The sequence below is a fragment of the Phytoactinopolyspora alkaliphila genome (genome assembly GCF_010550695.1).
In the GTDB taxonomy this organism is placed as follows: Bacteria; Actinomycetota; Actinomycetes; order Jiangellales; family Jiangellaceae; genus Phytoactinopolyspora; species Phytoactinopolyspora alkaliphila.
Map to the genome: position 1 here is coordinate 133,225 of NZ_JAAGOB010000010.1, position 17,763 is coordinate 150,987.

At 68.4% G+C, this 17,763-nt stretch carries 13 protein-coding genes; 8 read left to right on the forward strand and 5 right to left on the reverse strand.

Translation table 11 applies throughout. The annotated features are described in order from the left end of the window. Positions 1-56: 56 nt before the first annotated feature. Positions 57-848, reverse strand: a complete 792-nt coding sequence (locus tag G1H11_RS18285) for a transporter substrate-binding domain-containing protein (RefSeq protein ID WP_216843901.1) — start codon at positions 846-848, stop codon at positions 57-59. A gap of 281 nt (positions 849-1,129) precedes the next feature. On the opposite strand from G1H11_RS18285, the gene G1H11_RS18290 reads away from it, so the two are divergent. From G1H11_RS18290 to G1H11_RS18300, 3 genes are all read left to right on the forward strand, one after another. Continuing rightward, on the forward strand, positions 1,130-2,326 hold the full coding sequence (locus G1H11_RS18290) for an NAD(P)-dependent malic enzyme (protein ID WP_163820029.1): 1,197 nt from the start codon (positions 1,130-1,132) through the stop codon (positions 2,324-2,326). A 90-nt stretch (positions 2,327-2,416) separates the two neighbouring features. Then, on the forward strand, positions 2,417-3,391 hold the full coding sequence (locus G1H11_RS18295) for a zinc-binding dehydrogenase (RefSeq protein ID WP_163820030.1): 975 nt from the start codon (positions 2,417-2,419) through the stop codon (positions 3,389-3,391). A gap of 2 nt (positions 3,392-3,393) precedes the next feature. Further along, a complete protein-coding gene (locus G1H11_RS18300; protein ID WP_163820031.1) occupies positions 3,394-4,185 on the forward strand; it encodes an MOSC domain-containing protein in 792 nt (263 codons plus the stop codon). A gap of 312 nt (positions 4,186-4,497) precedes the next feature. Here G1H11_RS18300 and G1H11_RS18305 read toward each other — a convergent pair whose 3' ends face one another. Genes G1H11_RS18305 through G1H11_RS18320 form a run of 4 tightly spaced genes read right to left on the reverse strand, consistent with a single transcriptional unit; the run spans position 4,498 to position 9,938 of the window. After that, positions 4,498-5,250, reverse strand: coding sequence for an AAA family ATPase (locus G1H11_RS18305; RefSeq protein ID WP_163820032.1), 753 nt, complete (start codon positions 5,248-5,250; stop codon positions 4,498-4,500). A 50-nt stretch (positions 5,251-5,300) separates the two neighbouring features. Further along, positions 5,301-5,915, reverse strand: coding sequence for a GDSL-type esterase/lipase family protein (locus G1H11_RS18310; RefSeq protein ID WP_163820033.1), 615 nt, complete (start codon positions 5,913-5,915; stop codon positions 5,301-5,303). Between the two features lie 48 nt (positions 5,916-5,963). Beyond that, positions 5,964-6,146 carry a DUF6104 family protein gene (locus G1H11_RS18315; protein WP_163820034.1) on the reverse strand — a complete coding sequence of 61 codons (183 nt, stop codon included), beginning with the start codon at positions 6,144-6,146 and terminating at the stop codon, positions 5,964-5,966. 30 nt (positions 6,147-6,176) lie between these two features. Then, positions 6,177-9,938, reverse strand: coding sequence for a multifunctional oxoglutarate decarboxylase/oxoglutarate dehydrogenase thiamine pyrophosphate-binding subunit/dihydrolipoyllysine-residue succinyltransferase subunit (locus tag G1H11_RS18320; protein WP_163820114.1), 3,762 nt, complete (start codon positions 9,936-9,938; stop codon positions 6,177-6,179). A 306-nt stretch (positions 9,939-10,244) separates the two neighbouring features. On the opposite strand from G1H11_RS18320, the gene cydD reads away from it, so the two are divergent. Genes cydD through G1H11_RS18345 form a run of 5 tightly spaced genes read left to right on the forward strand, consistent with a single transcriptional unit; the run spans position 10,245 to position 17,260 of the window. Further along, positions 10,245-12,209, forward strand: a complete 1,965-nt coding sequence (gene cydD, locus G1H11_RS25025; RefSeq protein ID WP_343074884.1) for a thiol reductant ABC exporter subunit CydD — start codon at positions 10,245-10,247, stop codon at positions 12,207-12,209. After that, entirely contained in the window at positions 12,209-13,981 is a 1,773-nt protein-coding gene (cydC, locus tag G1H11_RS25030) for a thiol reductant ABC exporter subunit CydC (protein WP_216843904.1), read from the forward strand. Before cydD ends, cydC begins: the two co-directional genes overlap by 1 nt. 23 nt (positions 13,982-14,004) lie before the next feature. After that, positions 14,005-14,958 (forward strand): ABC transporter ATP-binding protein, encoded by a 954-nt coding sequence (locus G1H11_RS18335; protein ID WP_216843905.1) that lies wholly within the window; start codon positions 14,005-14,007, stop codon positions 14,956-14,958. Then, entirely contained in the window at positions 14,955-16,103 is a 1,149-nt protein-coding gene (locus G1H11_RS18340; protein WP_163820037.1) for an ABC transporter permease, read from the forward strand. Before G1H11_RS18335 ends, G1H11_RS18340 begins: the two co-directional genes overlap by 4 nt. After that, complete coding sequence (locus G1H11_RS18345; protein ID WP_163820038.1) at positions 16,100-17,260, forward strand: ABC transporter permease; 1,161 nt, start codon at positions 16,100-16,102, stop codon at positions 17,258-17,260. Before G1H11_RS18340 ends, G1H11_RS18345 begins: the two co-directional genes overlap by 4 nt. Positions 17,261-17,763: the final 503 nt, after the last annotated feature.

Consider the following 17,763-nt stretch of genomic DNA (forward strand, 5'->3'; position numbering starts at 1 on the left):
GCGCCCCGTGTCAGGCGCCTGCGGGTGGTTCTCCGCATGGTGCTCAGGCCTCGGAATCAGTCGACGGAAAAGTACCGATCGTAGATCTCGTCGTAGGTGCCGTCTTCCCGCAGGGCGCTCAACTGTTCGTTGACCGCTTCCAGCAGTTCGGTCTTCTCGTCCTTGGCGAAGGCGAATCCGTACTGCTCGTCGGTCTCGAAGGAGTCGACGATCTCGTACCCCTCATCGGCTTGGGCGTGCTCGTCGTTGACCGGGAAGTCCTGGAGGATGGCGTCGATGTTGCCGGCCTGCAGCGCGGTCCACAGCTCGGCGTCGCCCGGGTAGGCCTCGGGGGACGCCCCTTCGGGCAGATTCTCGTTGGCGAATGCCTCACCGGTGGTGCCCTGCTGGACACCAACCGTGCCGGTGATGTCGTCGATCGAGGTCACCCCGGAATCAACGGGGACGAGCAGCGACTGAAGCGAGTCGTAGTACGGGTCGGAGAAGTCGAGGTTCGCCATCCGTTCCTCCGTGATGGTCATCGCGGAGGCGCCGATGTCGCACTGACCGGAGGCCAGCACGGTGCCGCTCTGCAGTGGGTCGAAGCCCACGACCTCGACCGTCATCTCGAGGTCGAGATTGTCGGCGATCGCCTGCAGCAGGTCCATGTCGAAGCCGCTGTATCCGCTGGGAGCGTCGGCGTCCTCGAACTCGAACGGCGGGTACGGCACGTCCGAGCAGACGGTGAGCGTGCCGTCCTGGACAAGACCGTACTCGCCTCCGCCGTCCCCGTCGTCGCCGCAAGCGGAAAGCACGAGGATCCCGGCCGCGGTGACACCGGCGAGTCGGAGCATGTGTTGTACTCGCATGATTCGTTCTCCTGATGGGCCGATTTGTGGTAGCTACCCGCAGGTAGTGTCTGGTCGCAGTCTGCCACCTTCTCGACGCGATCCGGTCATCATCAGGCCACGATCAGGTAAAGAACACTATCGCCAAACCGGTGTCCCTCCGGGCCGTGACGTGGCAGAATACGACGCCTGCGGGTGACCCCCGTCGCCGGTCCGTCCTGCCGTGGCACCACACGGCGTGGCCCGCCTCGCCGGTTCGTTCATCGTCCACAGCCACTCAACTACTTCAGGGGTCACCCTCAATGGTCGCCGAACTCATCCCACAACACAGTCCTGCCTCGCACTCCCTCGCCGACCGGGCCACCGAGCTGCACCGCGGCGGCAAGCTGGAGGTCCGATCCACGGTGCCGGTCCGTACCGCGGAGGATCTGTCGCTCGCCTACACGCCCGGCGTCGCCACCGTGTGCACCGCCATCGCGGAAACGCCGTCGCTGGTGAACGAGCTGACCTGGAAAGGCAACACCGTGGCGGTCGTGACGGACGGCTCCGCCGTGCTGGGCTTGGGCGACATCGGCCCGGAAGCGGCGCTGCCCGTCATGGAGGGCAAAGCTCTGCTGTTCAAGGAGTTCGCCGGTGTGGACGCCGTGCCGATCTGCCTGGCCTGCAGCGACGTCGACGATCTGGTGGAGACGGTGGCCCGGATGGCGCCGGCGTTCGGTGGCATCAACCTGGAGGACATCTCCGCCCCGCGCTGCTTCGACGTGGAGCGACGCCTGCAGGAGCGGCTCGACATCCCGGTCTTTCACGACGATCAGCACGGTACGGCCGTCGTCGTCGCTGCCGCGTTGGTCAACGCGCTCCGGCTGACCGGCCGGCAGCTGCCCGAAGCCCGGATCGTGGTCTCCGGCGCTGGTGCGGCCGGCGTCGCCGTGACAAAGATCCTCCTCTCGATGGGCGCGCACGACATCGTCGTCCTCGATCGGCACGGAGCGATCCACCCCGGCCGGGAGCACCTGAGCGCGGTGAAGGAATCGCTCGCCGCGCTGACGAACCCGCACGCACGGCGTGGTGGCCCCAGTGACGTGCTGGACGGCGCCGACGTCTTCGTCGGTGTCTCCGGCGGCACCATCGCGGAGGAGGCGGTGGCGCGGATGGCTCCCGACGCTGTCGTCTTCGCCCTGGCCAACCCCGATCCCGAGGTGCACCCGAGTGTCGCCGGCCGGCACGCCGCCGTCGTCGCCACCGGGCGCAGCGACTTCCCGAACCAGATCAACAACGTCCTGGCTTTTCCGGGCATCTTCCGGGGTGCTCTCGACGTGCGGGCCTCACGTGTGTCCGAGGGTATGAAACGGGCGGCCGCGGAGGCGCTGGCCGGGATCGTGGGCGACGATCTCGGCGCGGACTACGTGATTCCGGGGCCCTTCGACGCTCGGGTGGCGCCAGCGGTCGCTGCGGCGGTCGCGGAGATGGCACGCCGGGAAGGGCTCGCTCGCCGCTAGCGCCGGTCGGTCGGGCCGGCTCGTCGCGCGCGGTCGTAGCGTTCGATCGTCTTTCGAACCGGTCGGGCCGACCGGATAGGGTCGGATGCCATGTTCGCTGTCTACGCTGAGCGGCTCGACGACGACGACCCTCTGGGCGGTCTTGCGCTCGGTGAGCGGCCGGATCCCGTTGCTCCGGAGGGGTGGGCCGTCGTCGATGTGCGAGCGTCGTCGTTGAATCACCACGACATCTGGTCTCTGCGCGGTGTGGGACTGGACGCGGAACGGCTGCCGATGATCCTCGGGTGCGATGCCGCGGGTGTCGACGAGGACGGCAACGAGGTGGTGGTGCACGCCGTGATCTCCGATCCGGACTGGACCGGCGACGAGACGCTCGATCCACGCCGGTCCCTGCTCTCCGAGCGCTACCAGGGCACGCTGGCCGAGAAGGTGACGGTGCCGCGCCGGAACCTTCTCCCCAAGCCGGCGAGCCTCACGTTCGAGGAGGCGACCTGCCTGCCCACAGCCTGGCTCACGGCGTACCGGATGCTGTTCGGCCAGGCCTGCGTCACCCCTGGGCAGACGATCTTGGTGCAGGGCGCCGGCGGCGGCGTCGCGACCGCCCTCATTCGGCTGGCTTCGGCCGCCGGTGTGCGCGTGTGGGTCACCTCGCGAGATCCCGGCAAGGCGGCGCGGACACTCGAGCTCGGGGCCGATCAGGTCTTCGAATCCGGGGCTCGGCTGCCGGAGCGGGTGGACGCGGTGATGGAGACGGTGGGTGTGGCGACATGGCAGCACTCGCTGCGCTCACTGCGTCCCGGCGGAGCCGTGGTCATCTGCGGGGCGACGTCCGGGCCACTCGCTGAAACGGAGCTGAACCGGGTCTTCTTCCTGCAGTTGCGCATACTCGGCTCGACCATGGGCACGCGCGACGAGCTGGCGCGGCTGTTGTCGTTCTGCGACCGTACCGGCGTGCGGCCGATCGTGGACCGGACCATGCCGCTCGAAGATTGCCGTGACGGCTTCGCGGCGCTGGAACACGGCGACGTGTTCGGCAAGATCGTCGTGACGCCGTCCGGCTCGTGATGATGACGACGCACCCCGCCGGGACGGTGAGCCGGTTCATGGTCGGACCGATCAAAGGCTTGGGCCTCGACCAGCCGGAGATAGTCGAGGTGGGACCCACCGGCGTCGTCGGAGATCGGGAGTTCTTCCTCGTCGACGATCAGGACGTCCTGCTGTCGGTGACCAGGACAGGGGTGCTGTGCGACCGCACGGCCCGGTACGACGCCGCCTCTGGACAGCTGACGGTGAACGGGCCGGAGGGCGTGGACGTCAGCGGCACGGCCGACCTGGGCGATGAGCTCAGCGCCGGCTTCTTCGGGCACCACGACGTGCCGGGGCGGGAGGTGCTGGGGCCGTGGGCGGAGTACTTCTCCGATCGCATCGGGCAGAGCGTCCGGCTGGTGCGCGCGTCACGCCCCAACGGCGCCTGCGATGTGCACGGTCTCACCCTGCTGGGTGACGAGTCCGTCACCGCAGTCGCCGCCCATGCCGGGCTCAAGCTGGATCCGCGCCGGTTCCGGATGACCATGGGCCTGGCCGGGACACCAGCGTTCGCCGAAGAGGGCTGGACCGAGGCGGACGTGAGTGTCGGCACCGCCGTGATCCGGATCGGCGGACCGATCAAGCGGTGCGCTGCGACGACGCGCCACCCGGAGACTGGGCAGCGCGACATCCCGGTGCTGCGCATCCTGAAGTCGATGCGCGGCCTTCAGAACAGTGAGCTGGGTGTCGGCGTGAACCTGGGTATGTACGCGGAGGTGGTGACGCCGGGCGTTGTCCGTTTGGGCGACGTCGTCACGCTCGACGCCTCCTGACAACCGGGGTGTGCCGTGGTGCGTGTCGTGTCTGCGCCGTGCGGTGTTGCCGTGTGATGTGTGGCGTGTCGTGTGACTTTAGCTTGTGGCTCTGTGGATCAGATGACCAAGTTCGATTGATTTCGCCCACTTTGCCACTTGATCCATTTGTGACCGTATCGTGAGACCCCATCAGATGGCGTACAGCCCGCCTGTGCGCGTTCTCGGTCATCTGATCGTCTTCCGTAACAAGATCAGATGACAAATCGACGATCAGGTGACGAAGGCTCGGGCAGAGTGGGGTGACGAGGGCGCGGGGCGGTGGGGACGACGTCAGGTGATGACGTGGCGAAGGTAGCGGGCGGGAGCGTCGAGGAACATCCGCCAGTTCTGGACCAGGTCGAGGTCCTCCCACTCACAGTCTCGTAGCCCCCACTCGCCCACCTCGAGGATGCGCGCCCCGGGCACCGACGCGACGATCGGGGAGTGGGTGGCGACGACGGCCTGGCCGCCAGCCGAGGCGATGTCGTGCAGGGTGCCCACCAGCGCGAGACATCCGCTGAAGGACAGCGCCGACTCCGGCTCGTCGAGGCAGTAGAAGCCGGGCGAGTCGAATCGGGTCCGGAGGATCTCCAGGAAGGATTCGCCATGGCTCATCTCGTGGAATGCCGGTTCATGGGTGCCGGGGTGTTCTTCGAGATAACTGAAGAAGCCGTGCATTGTCTCCGCGCGGAGGAAGAACCCCCAGCGTGGAGCACCGAAGCCCTTGCTCAGCCGGAGTACCCGGTGCAGGACCGACTCGGTAGGGCGGGTGGTGTGGCGGGCGTTCGCCGAGCCGCCCTCGGGTGAGAAGCCGTAGGCGAGTCCGATGCCCTCGACCAGGGTGGACTTCCCGCTGCCGTTCTCGCCTACAAGCACCGTGATGGGCGCGAGGTCGAGCCCGTGCTCGATGATCTGCTTGACCGACGGCACACTCCAAGGCCACCCGGCGTCGATGACGACATCGGGGTCCGGGCTGAACTCCACCCGTCTGACCGGCGAGGTGTCGAACCGAGCTCGGTGGGAGCTCGCGGAGGAGGAGTTCATAGAGCCGTCCATGGTGGGTGCACAGCGGAGATGAAAGCTGGTGAGCGGCGCTATGAACTGCCTCGTTTGTGCACCGGCTTCGGCGGGGGTGTGGCACCGAGCCACTGGTACCAGCCCTCGTTCAGGATCACGTAGGCGAGGAGCCCGTACCCGGTCTGGTTCGGGTGGATTCCGTCCTCAGCGATCGCATCGTTCCAGGCCTGACGCCCGGCGAGCGGTCCGTACGTGGAGATGTAGGCGACCTCGCGGCGGCGGCAGAGCTCGGCGAAGGCGGCGTCGAGGTTACGGATGCGCCCGCGCAGAGCGTCGTCGCCTACCGGCGGCGGTCCGACGACCAGCGCAGTCACATCCAGCGACGCGAGCCCGAATTCCAACGCTGCCGTGGATCGGGCCGGATCGACGCCGAGGTTCGCATCGTTCACGCCGGTGGCGACGACGATGCGGTGCTCGTCACCGTGGGTGAAACGGGGCGCGCACTCCATAGGAATGCGCAGCACCACCTCTTCGGTCGTCTGACGCCGGACACCGAGCTGATACGCGGTGAGATCGACACCGGTGGACGGCGGAGTGCGCGCCGTGACCCGCCCGACCCAGCCGAGTGCCTTGGGATCTCCCACACCGGCGACGAACGAATCACCGAACACACACACCCTGACGTCACGCATCCGCCCATCCTGTCACGCGAGGCTGACAGGATGAGCCGGTGCGCGAGCTCAGTCGTCGTCGGGTTCGTCGTCGAGCCGCGCCAGCCAGGTGGCAAGGCGCTCGACGGGCGTCTCGAACTCGGGGTGCTCGTCGACGAACGCCCGGAATTGCTCGGCCAGCCACCCCAGGGTGACCTGCTCGTCGCCCCGGCGCTGGTCCAGCTCCTCGATCCCTCGGTCTGTGAAATACACGTTCAGTCCTTCACACAGTGGATCACAGCGTCACGCGAACGCGGCGTCGTGCAGCTCGTTCTGCTCCTCGATATGGCGAGACGGGGAGCCCACCGCCGGCGATGTGCTGGCCGGCCGGGTGATGTGGGCCAGCCGCAGTCCGTCCGGCAGATGGCGTTTCAGGTGGACGGCCAGGAACGGCCACGGTCCCATGTTCTCCGGCTCGTCCTGGACCCAGCGAACCTCGCGCAGAGCTGGGAAGGCCGCCAGTTCGGCGGCGATCTGCTCGCCGGGCAACGGATACAGCTGCTCCATCCGGATGATCGCGGTGCGATCGTCCGAGCGCTTCTCCCGGGTGTTGAGCAACTCCCAGGTGATCTTCCCGCTGCACAGCAACACCTTCTCGACCTTCGCCGGATCGATGTCACCGGGGTCGCCGAGGACCGGACGGAACGTGGTGGAGCCGGTGAAGTCGTCCGGGTCGGACACAGCCCGCTTGCTGCGCAACATCGACTTCGGCGTGAACACGATCAGTGGCTTGTGATGCGCGGCTAGCGTGTGCAGGCGCAGCAGGTGGAAATACGACGCCGGCGACGACGGCTGAGCCACCCGGAATGCATCTTCGGCTCCCATCAGCAGGAACCGCTCGATCCGCGCCGACGAGTGATCGGCGCCTTGACCCTCGTAGCCGTGCGGGAGCAACAGGACCACACCAGAGCGCTGACCCCACTTGGCCTCGCCGGATGTCAGGAACTCGTCGATGATGATCTGCGCGCCGTTGACGAAGTCGCCGAACTGGGCCTCCCAGAGAACCAGCGCCTCCGGCCGCGCCACCGAGTACCCGTACTCGAAGCCCATGGCCGCGAACTCGGACAGCAGCGAGTCGTAGGAGTAGAACTTCGCCTGCGCATCGTCCAAATGCTGCAGCGGGACCCACGCCTCGCCCGTGTTGCGGTCGACGACGGCGGCGAAGCGCTGTACGAACGTGCCACGTCGGCTGTCCTGGCCGGCCAGACGGACCGGACGGCCGTCGAGCAGGAGCGAGCCGAACGCGGCGATCTCCGCGGTGGCCCAGTCGATGCCTCCGTCGGTCAGCATGCCGGCGCGCCGCTGGATCTGCGGTAGCACCTTGGGATGGACGGTGAACCCGTCCGGAATGTTGAGGTGGGCATCGGCAATCCGCTTGAGCACCTCGGGGCTGACGGCGGTGACGACGTCGCCTTCAGGCTCCGGCTTCTCCGGATAACTCGGCACCCGCGCGGCCGCGGCGATCTCCGCCTTGCGGGTCTCGGCGAAGACCCGCTCCAGCTGCTGCTGGTAGTCGGCCATCGCCTGCTCGGCCTCTTCGATGGTGATGTCGCCTCGCCCGACGAGCGCCTCGGTGTAGAGCTTGCGGACCGGGCGCTTGGTCTTGATGAGGTCGTACATCAGCGGCTGGGTGTAGCTGGGGTCGTCACCCTCGTTGTGTCCGCGCAGGCGGTAGCACACCATGTCGATGACGACGTCCTTGTTGAACGCCTGCCGGAAGTCGAAGGCCATCCGTGCCACCCGGGCACACGCTTCGGGGTCGTCGCCGTTGACGTGGAAGATGGGCGCCTGCACCATTCTCGCGACGTCGGTGCAGTACATCGACGAGCGGGACTGCTCGGGCGAGGTGGTGTAGCCGACCTGGTTGTTGACGACGACGTGCACGGTGCCGCCTGTGCGATATCCGCGTAGCTGGGAGAGGTTCAGCGTCTCGGCGACGACGCCCTGCCCGGCGAACGCGGCGTCGCCGTGGATGAGGATCGGCAGCACCGGGAACGCCTCGCCCTGGTCGAGGATGTCCTGCTTGGCGCGGGCGATGCCCTCGAGGACCGGGTTGACGGCTTCCAGGTGGCTCGGGTTGGCGCTGAGCGAGACCTTGATGGTGGAGCCGTCCAGCGCGGTGTACTCGCCGTCGGTCCCGAGGTGGTACTTGACGTCGCCGGACCCCTGAACCGTCCGCGGGTTGATGTTGCCCTGGAACTCCCCGAAGATCTGTGCGTAGCTCTTGCCCACGATGTTGGCGAGCACGTTCAGCCGGCCACGGTGGGCCATGCCGATGGTGACCTCATCCAGGCCGGTCTCGGCGGCTGCCTCCACCACCTCGTCGAGGACGGGGATCAGCGACTCGCCGCCCTCCAGGGAGAAGCGCTTCTGTCCGACGTATTTGGTCTGCAGGAACGACTCGAAGGCCTCAGCCTGATTGAGCTTGAGCAGGATCCTGAGCTGATCCTCGCGGGCGGTGAGATCGACCGGCTTCTCCACCCGCTCCTGGATCCAGCGCCGCTGCTCGGGTTCCTGGATGTGCATGTACTCGATGCCCACGGTCCGGCAGTAGGCATTGCGCAAGACACCCAAGATGTCCCGCAGCAGCATGAACCGCTTGGCCCCGCCGAACGAACCGGTGGCGAACTCGCGGTCGAGATCCCACAGCGTCAGCCCATGGGTGCTGACGTCGAGGTCGGGATGGCTGCGCTGCTTGTACTCCAGCGGATCGGTGTCGGCCATCAGGTGGCCCCGGACCCGGTAGGCGTGGATGAGCTCCAGCACCCGTGCCTGCTTGCTGACCTCGTCCTCGTGGCTGCTGGTCACGTCGGTGGCCCAGCGGATCGGCTCGTAGGGAATGCGCAGCGACCGGAAGATCTCGTCGTAGAACTCGTGATCACCGAGCAGCAGCTGATGCACGGTGCGCAGGAACTCACCGCTCTGGGCGCCCTGAATGATCCGGTGATCATAAGTGCTGGTGAGCGTCATGGTCTTGGAGACGCCGATCCGGGCAAGCGTCTCCGGCGCCGTCCCCTGGTACTCGGCGGGGTACTCCATGGCTCCGACGCCGATGATGGTGCCCTGGCCTTTCATCAGCCTGGGCACTGAATGCACGGTGCCGATGGTGCCCGGGTTGGTCAGGCTGATGGTGGTGCCGGCGAAGTCGTCGACAGCGAGCTTGCCGTCCCGGGCGCGCCGGACCAGCTCCTCGTAGGCCGACCAGAACTCGGCGAAGTTCATTGTCTCCGCCTTCTTGATGCTCGGCACGAGCAGCTGGCGGGTACCGTCGGACTTCTTCATGTCGATGGCCAGGCCGAGGTTCACATGCGGCGGCTTGACCAGCGCGGGCTTGCCGTTCTCGGTCTGCCCGTACGAGTAGTTCATCTCCGGCAGCTGCTTCAGCGCCTTGACAAGGGCGAAGCCGATGATGTGGGTGAAGGAGACCTTGCCGCCGCGGGACCGGGCCAGGTGATTGTTGATGACGATCCGGTTGTCGACCAGCAGTTTCGCCGGGACTGCGCGCACACTCGTGGCCGTGGGAACCTCGAGGCTCGTCTCCATGTTCACGGCCGTGCGGGCGGGCGCGCCTCGCAACTGTGTGATCTCCTCGGCCGGGCCGTCGTCGCTCTGGGCCGTGGACGCCGAGCGGACAGGGGCCTGCGGGCGGTCATGGGCGGACTCAGGTGGAGCGGCCGGACCGCTCGGTGATGAGCCGGCCTGCTTCCGGCTCTGTGCCGGACGGGCTGAGGGGCTCGGCGACGCGGTGCCGCTGGAGGCAGTGGAGGAGGCGTTGTTGGCTGGCGCAGCCTGAGGGGTCACTGTGGTCCTCGTGGAAGGGTTCGGTCCGTTGGTGGAGGTGGAGGCGGAACGGGTGCTTGTCTGCTTGTCCTGGGTCTGGAAGTACTCGGCCCATTGCGGGTCGACACTCGCAGGATCGTCGAGCCAGCTCGCGTACAGTTCTTCGACGAGCCACTCGTTAGGTCCGAAACTCGCTGGCGGGCCGGTGGGAGCCACGGTCGCGATCGCCTACTTTCACATCTGAGTCCGCCGCTGCTCCCATACAGGTTAGTCGCACGTTTCTGCGCTCGCATGGCGGCTCATGTGGTCTGGGTCACGCCAGCGTATGAGAGTGCCGGCATCAGGGTGTTCCCTGATGTTTCATGTAAGTTCCCGGTGGCGCGGTCGCCATGCCTTGCTGGATGAGCGTCGTCCTCGCCGCGAGCACTCCCGTGGCGTTCGCGCGGGGGCTGCTGCTGGGAACATCGCCCAGGGGGCGCCGTACGGTGATCGGCCCGCGCTTGGGACACTGATGGGACCGTACTCATTGCTGTGGGGAGCCGCTGTGGTCGCCGTGTTCGCGACGCTCGGCGCGGTCTTCTCGGCGCTCCGGTCGCCGCCGGAGCGCGGAAACCGCGCCGCGCGGACCGCTCGGCGACGGAGCATGCCGGTGCTCCACGCGCCGGCAGGCCGCCGCCGCGTGGAGTCCGCCACCAGATCGGCGGTGTTCTTCTGAACCGTCTGGCCCGCCGCCTGATCGGCAGCCTTCCTGCCGCGCCGCTTCTCGCCGCGGCGTTCGTTGCCCTGGCGGGGACGGCGGCAGTGCTCATCATCGCCCAAGCCGTCGTCCTGGCCGAGGTGCTCGCCGACGCTGTCCTGGACCAGCCCTCCGTGTCACGTCTGGCGGCCCCGCTGGCGGCGTTCGGTGGCATTCTCGCCGCCCGCGCCGTCCTCGCGTGGTGCCAGCAGGTTCTCGCGCACCGGGCAGCGGCCTCGGTGAAGGCCGGGCTGCGCCGGAGCGCGCTCGCTCACATCCAGCGGCTCGGACCGGCGTGGCTGTCCGGCCAGCACACCGGCGGCGTGACCACCACACTTGGGCGCGGGCTGGATGCGCTCGATCCGTACTTCACCGGCTACTTCCCGCAGCTGTTCAACGCCGCGGTCGTGCCTCTCGCCGTCCTCGTCTTCGTGGCCACCAACGATCTCGCCTCGGCGGTCATCATCTGCGTCACCCTGCCCCTCATCCCCGTGTTCGGGGTGCTCGTCGGCCTGCAGACCAAGAAGGCGACCGAGCGGCAGTGGAAGGCCCTGGAGAGGCTGGGCGGCCACTTCCTCGATCTCGTGGCCGGGTTGCCGACGCTGCGGGCGTTCGGCCGGGCCAAGGCGCAGTCCGCCGCCGTTCGCCGGACGGCAGAGGAACACCGCTCGGCCACCATGGGCACGCTGCGGATCGCATTCCTGTCCGCACTGGTGCTGGAGCTCGTCGCCACGCTCTCGGTGGCGCTGATCGCCGTCCCGGTGGGGTTGCGGCTGCTCAACGGTAACCTCGACCTGCACACGGCGCTGGTGATCCTGCTCCTCGCCCCCGAGGCGTACCTCCCGCTGCGTGCGCTCGGCTCGCAGTTCCACGCCAGCACCGAAGGGCTCGCGGTGGCGGAGCGCGTCTTCACCATCCTCGACGAGCCGGTGAGGAAGAGCGCGCCGGCCGATGCCGGCCCCGCCCGCGACTCGCTCGTACCTCGCTCGCCGATGCCCGTCCGCGCCCTGGCCGGCACCGGCAGGCGCGCCCTTCCGGGCGACGCGTCGGTAGGTGAAATCCGGTTCGAGGACGTGACAGTGCGGTACCCGGGGAGGGACGAGGCCGCGTTGGATCACGTTTCTCTGACGATCGTTCCCGGAGAGCACGTGGCTCTGGTGGGCCCCAGCGGTGCGGGAAAGAGCACGCTGCTGGGCGTCCTGCTCGGACTCGTCCGCCCGGACTCGGGACGCGTCGTCGTCGAGACCGGCAGCGGACCGGTGGACCTGTCCGGTGCCGACCCAGAGCACTGGCGCGAACATCTCGCCTGGGTCCCCCAGCGGCCACACCTGTTCGCGCGGAGCGTGGCGGCCAACATCCGGCTGGGCAGGCCGGAGGCGAGCGACGACGAGGTGCGGCGGGCGGCGCGCCTGGCCCGGGCAGAGAGCTTCATCGAGCAGCTGCCTCGTCGCTACGACACCGAACTCAGTGAGCGGGGCACCGGGTTGTCCGCAGGACAGCGCCAGCGGATCGCACTGGCCCGGGCGTATCTCCGCGACGCACCACTGCTGCTGATGGATGAGCCGACCGCCGGGCTGGACGCCGGAAGTGAGGCCGCGGTGGTCGAGGCCGCCCGCCAGCTGACCGCGGGACGTACCGTGGTGGTCGTGGCCCACCGGCCGGCGATGATCGTCGAAGCCGACCGTGTGCTCCGGCTGGTGAAGGGCCGGCTCGTCGAGCATGCGGGCACTGACTCCCACCGTCCCGCGGAGGTGGTCTGATGCCGGCCGGCACGGCGAGGACCAACCAGCCGGTGCGGCGGTTGCTCGGCATGATCCGCGGCCACGTGTCGCGGCTCGCCCTCGCCGTCACCGCGAGCGTTCTGACCGAGCTAGCCGCACTGGCGCTGATGGGCACGGCCGCCTGGCTGATCGCCCGGGCAGCGCAGCAGCCGTCGCTCGCCGCGCTGTCGCTGGCCATCGTGGGTGTCCGCGGTTTCGCCGTCTCGCGCGGTGTCTTCCGGTATGCCGAGCGGCTGGCCAGCCATGACGCCGCGCTCCGAGCCCTGGCGACAATGCGCGGCCGGGTGTACGACGCCCTCGTCCCGCTGGCGCCCGGGGGCTTACCGGCGTTTCGCAGCTCCGACCTGCTGAACCGGATGGTGCGCGACGTCGAGGCGGTGCAGGACTTCGTCGTGCGGGTGCTCGTTCCGGTGGCCACCGCCGCGGTCGTCGGTGTTCTGACGGTCGGCTTCGGCACGGTCGTCCTGCCCGCGGCTGGGGTGGTCCTGGCCGTAGGGTTGCTGGTTGCGGGCGTCGTCGTTCCTGCCCTGACCTTGGCGGTCAGCCGAAGAGCAGCGCTTCGGCTCGGGCCCGCGCGGGCCGAGCTGGCCGCCCGCACCGTCGACGTCCTGCGCGGAAACGCCGACCTCGCCGTGTTCGGCGCCGGGCGGCAGGCTCTGGCGGACGCTGACCGGGCGGCCGCCGAGCTCGCGGCCGTGGAGCGCCGCGCCGCGTGGACGACGGCGGCTACTGGAGCGCTGGCGATGCTCGTCCAGGCCGCGACCACCGTCGGTGTCACGATGCTGGCGGCGGGCGCGGCCTCGGACGGTTCGCTCGCTCCGGTCATGGTTCCCGTGCTGACGCTCGTCGCACTTATCTCCTTCGAGCCGGTGCTGCCGCTGGTTCCCGCCGTGCGGCACCTGCTGGAATCCCGTGACGCCGTCCGCCGCGTGCTGGCGGTACTCGACGCGCCGCCGCCGGTGGCCGAGCCGCACGCCCCGCTGCCCGCGCCATCACCCGCCGCCGTGATCGAGGTACGCGACCTGCGGGTGCGGTACGCGGCTGATCGGGATCCCGCACTGGACGGTGTCGACCTGCGGCTTGAGCCGGGCCGACGGGTGGCCGTCGTCGGTGCGAGCGGTTCCGGCAAGAGCACGCTTCTGGCAGCCCTGATGCGGTTCGCCGAGCCGGAGTCCGGGTCCATCCTGGTCGATGGCGCCGACATCTCGCGGTTCGGCAGCGACGACGTCCGCGCCCTCATCACCGGCGTGACCCAGGATGCCCACCTGTTCCACACCACCGTGCGGGAGAACCTCCGGCTGGCGTCGCCGTCGGCCAGCGACGACGACCTGCGGGCCGCGCTGGCCTCCGCCAAGCTCGACAGCTGGGTGGACTCGTTGCCGAAGGGGATGGACACCGTGGTAGGCGAGTCCGGTGGTCAGGTCTCCGGTGGGCAGGGGCAACGGCTGGCCCTGGCCCGGGCTCTCCTGGCCGACCCGCCGGTCCTGGTGCTCGACGAACCGACCGAGGGCCTGGATCCGGAGACCGCGGACGAACTCGTCGCCGATCTGCTCGCCTCCACGCGCGGCCGGACGACGCTGCTCGTCACCCACCGGCTGACCGGTCTGAACGAGGTCGACGAGGTGATCGTCCTCGATTCCGGCCGGGTGGCTCAGCGAGGAACCCATGCGGAACTCGTGGCCGTCCCCGGTCTCTACTACGACCTCTGGTGGGCGTCAGGATTACGACTTTCGGAGGGCGTCGAACCGTGAGCGCACCGCTAGGGTGAGTGATCGTGAGTACGACGTCGTCCGAGCCCATCGCCGAAGTGTCCGGGCTCCACAAGCGGTTCGGAGCCGTGCATGCCGTCAACGACGTCTCCCTGCGCATCGGCGCGGGCGAGACCTACGGCCTGCTGGGGCCCAACGGGGCCGGCAAGACCACCACCATCTCCATGCTGGCGGGCCTGCTGGAGCCGGACGAGGGCACCGTTGTCGTGGCCGGCACGCCGATCCGGCCACGATCCACGAAGGGCCGCGAGGCCATCGGCTTGGTCCCGCAGGACCTGGCGATCTATCCCGACCTCAGTGGTGAGGAGAACCTGTCCTTCTTCGCCGCGCTCTACGGCATGCCGAATCGTGAGGCCAGCCAGCGGGTGACAGAGATCCTCGATGTCATCGGCCTGACCGATCGTCGTAAGGACCGGACGAGCAAGTACTCCGGCGGCATGAAACGGCGGCTGAACATCGGCATCGGGCTGCTCCATTCGCCTCGGCTGCTCATCCTCGACGAGCCGACGGTGGGCGTGGACCCGCAGTCACGCAACGCGATCCTGGAGTCCGTGGAGGCACTGTCCGGCGAGGGCATGGCGGTCCTCTATACGACCCACTACATGGAGGAAGCCGAGCGGCTGTGTGATCGCATCGGCATCATCGACGACGGCACGGTGATCGCCGAGGGCACCACCGCGGAGCTGACCGCGAGCATCGGCGAGCAGGAACGGGTACGAATTGAAGTCAACGGGCAGGTGGAGGACGCGGTCGAGCACATCCGCGCCATGGACGGCATCGCCGACGTCGGAGCCGACGACCATGCCCTGGTGATTCTTGCCTCTGACGGCTCCCATCATCTGCCGGCCATCATCGGGCACCTGACTGATGGCGGCGCCCAGATCGGCTCGATCGACGTCACCCGGCCCGACCTGGAGGCGGTATTCCTCCACCTCACCGGTAAGGCGCTGCGGGAATGATCCATGCCGTCGCCACCCTCGTGCGCAAGGACCTGCGCGAGCGTTTCCGGGACAAGTCGTTCTTCCTGCTGGGGATCCTCACCCCGCTGGTGCTCGCGTTCATCCTCGACCTCGTCTTCGGCGACCTCGGTGAGGGGGAGCTCGAGGTCAGGATGGGCGTCGTCGACGCCGACCAGTCCGATGTGTCCAGCCAGCTCGGGGAAGGTCTCGTCGCGCTGGACGGCCAGGGCGGCTTCGAGGTCACCATGCTGGGCGCCGACGCCGACGCCGACGCGGTGATCGACGACGACGGCCTCGACGCGGTGGTCGTCATCCCGGACGGATTCGGCGCCGCTGTGAACTCGACGGACACCCCGAGCCTGGACGTGGTGGAGAACCCCGATCGTCCGGTCCAGGCCGGTGTCGTGGAGTCGGTCGTCGACGGCCTTGTCGCCGACATCGAACGATCCCGCCTGCTGGCCGGCGCGGGAGAGCAATTGGACCTCACGGTGCCGGCAGATTCCCTGGCGAGCGTGCTGGAGGTCAGGCGCGAGCACCCCGGCGGCGAAGGACTCGACGTCGGGGCCAGGATGTTCGCCGGGATGGCAGTGATGTTCGTGTTCTTCACCGTCCAGTTCGGTGTCACCACACTGCTCAGCGAGAAGGAGTCCGGGACGCTGACCCGGCTGCTGGCCGCGCCGATCCCACGGGACTCGGTGATGATCGCGAAGGGCGCGGTGAGCTATGTGCTGGGGGTTCTGGCCACGATGATCCTGATGGTCGCCGCCAGCGTGCTGCTGGGCGCTTCATGGGGCTCGTGGATCGGCGCGACCCTGCTGGTGTTGAGTGCGGTGCTCACCGCTGTGGCGCTCATGGCGGTGGTCGCGGGCCTGGCCAAGACCGCTGAAGGCGCGGGTGCCGCGCAGGCGATCATCGCCGTCGGGCTGGCCATGCTGGGAGGTTCCTGGTTCCCCGTGGGCGAAGACGGGCTGATCGGGATGCTGGCCAGGCTGACCCCGCACTACTGGTTCCTCAGCGGGCTGGAAGACCTGCCCGATGCCGCGTCCTGGACCGTCGTCGGCACTCCGGTGCTGGCCATGCTGATCATCGCGGTGGTGGCCGGCGTCCCGGCGGCCATCCTCCTGCGCAGGAGGCTGACACCGTGAGGAGAATCTTCACCATCGCCCGGTTCAACCTGGTGCGCATGTTCCGGGAACGGGCCAACCTGTTCTTCGTCCTCGTCTTCCCCATCCTGATCATCGCCGTGCTCGGAACCCAGTTCGGCGACGACCAGACGTCCGAGGTGGGCGTGAGCGGTAGCGGTGACCTGGTGGAACGTGGCGTCGAGCGGCTGGAGGGCACGGGCGCGGCGGATGTCCGGCGGGTCGAGTCCGCCGAGGAACTTCGGGAACTGATCGACGACGGCTCGCTGCCGGCGGGCGTCGTCGTCCCAGGCGATGCCGAAGAGCTCCTGCGCGACGGCGAGGCCGTGCCGCTGACCCTGTACCTCGGCGACGGCGACAACGCCGCCCAGCTGGAAGGTGTCATCACCCGGGCGTTCGAGGCGGAGGCAGTGGTACCGGGCGTGATCGGGCACCTGACGAGTCAGTCCGATCTCCCCGCCGACGAGGTCGCGGACGTGGTCACCCGCACGGCGTCCGCGTTGCCGGCCATCGAGGTCCACCGGGTGCTGGCCGGGGGAGGAGACCCCGACGACACCGGCTACGGAATCGACCAGGTAGCGGTTGGGATGCTCGTGCTGCTGACCTTCCTCAACGCGCTGACCGGCGCGGCGGCGCTGATCCAGAGCCGCAAGCACGGGGTGAGCCGTCGGATGGTGGCCACGCCCACGAGCATGCGCACGATCGTGATCGGCGAGGGCGCGGGACGCTGGAGCGTCGGCATGTTCCAGGCCGTCTACATCATGCTGGTGACGGCCGTGTTGTTCGGCGTGACGTGGGGCGATCCGGTCGGCGCCGTGGCGATCCTGGCCGTCTTCGCCGCCGTGGCAGCGGGTGCGGCGATGCTGGTAGGCGCCGTCATGCAGAACGACGAGCAGGCAGCCGGCATCACGGTGATGGTGGGCTTGGGCCTGGGGGCGCTCGGTGGTGCGATGCTGCCGCTGGAGTTGTTCGGCTCGACCATGAACACAGTCGCCCACTTCACGCCGCATGCGTGGGCCATCGACGCGTTCACCGAGTTGGGACGGCACGGCGGCACAGTGATGGACATCCTGCCTGAGCTCGGTGTGCTAGGCGCGTTTGCCGTGGTGCTTGTGGGCTTGGCCGCGTGGCGGCTGAGGGTGACGCTGACGCGCGTGTGAGGGCGCTTGCTGGCGCGGTGGCGTGCCGTGCTGCTGGACGGGCGGCGTTGGCATGCGGCTGGGCGCAAGCGAACCTGCATTATCAGGGTGATCACCCTGATAATGCAGGTTTCTTCGCAGCCCTGGCCCGGTCGGCAGGCTCGAGCTTGCTCGTCATAGCGCGGTGGCGGTGGCCGGACCAGATCCGCTGGCTTGGCCGGGCGTGGTGGCCCTCGGCGAAGAGGTCTGGCTGGGTGAGTGTGGTGGCTGTCGTGTGAGAAGAAGCCGGTGTGATGGCTCTTCGTGTGGTCGTGACGGTATGCCGTGTACGTTCGGGCGCATTTATCCGGCGATAGTCACCACAGCTGGTCACACGCTGACCGTGAAGATCACCGTGCGAGAAACAGCCGCTGCAAAAGCCCTGGTGATGCCGCCGTGAAGATCACCGTGGTGGTTCTGGAGGGTGCGCGCGCTCCGTGGCGGCGCTTGCGGCCCAGGGTCGGACTTCGCTTGACTGTCGTTGG

What these genes read in the sequence shown, in the direction of transcription:
- G1H11_RS18285 (WP_216843901.1), bottom strand. Translation starts at nt 848, where the DNA reads ATGCGAGTACAACACATGCTCCGACTCGCCGGTGTCACCGCGGCCGGG.
- G1H11_RS18290 (WP_163820029.1), top strand. Translation starts at nt 1,130, where the DNA reads ATGGTCGCCGAACTCATCCCACAACACAGTCCTGCCTCGCACTCCCTC.
- G1H11_RS18295 (WP_163820030.1), top strand. Translation starts at nt 2,417, where the DNA reads ATGTTCGCTGTCTACGCTGAGCGGCTCGACGACGACGACCCTCTGGGC.
- G1H11_RS18300 (WP_163820031.1), top strand. Translation starts at nt 3,394, where the DNA reads ATGACGACGCACCCCGCCGGGACGGTGAGCCGGTTCATGGTCGGACCG.
- G1H11_RS18305 (WP_163820032.1), bottom strand. Translation starts at nt 5,250, where the DNA reads ATGAACTCCTCCTCCGCGAGCTCCCACCGAGCTCGGTTCGACACCTCG.
- G1H11_RS18310 (WP_163820033.1), bottom strand. Translation starts at nt 5,915, where the DNA reads ATGCGTGACGTCAGGGTGTGTGTGTTCGGTGATTCGTTCGTCGCCGGT.
- cydC (WP_216843904.1), top strand. Translation starts at nt 12,209, where the DNA reads ATGCCGGCCGGCACGGCGAGGACCAACCAGCCGGTGCGGCGGTTGCTC.
- G1H11_RS18340 (WP_163820037.1), top strand. Translation starts at nt 14,955, where the DNA reads ATGATCCATGCCGTCGCCACCCTCGTGCGCAAGGACCTGCGCGAGCGT.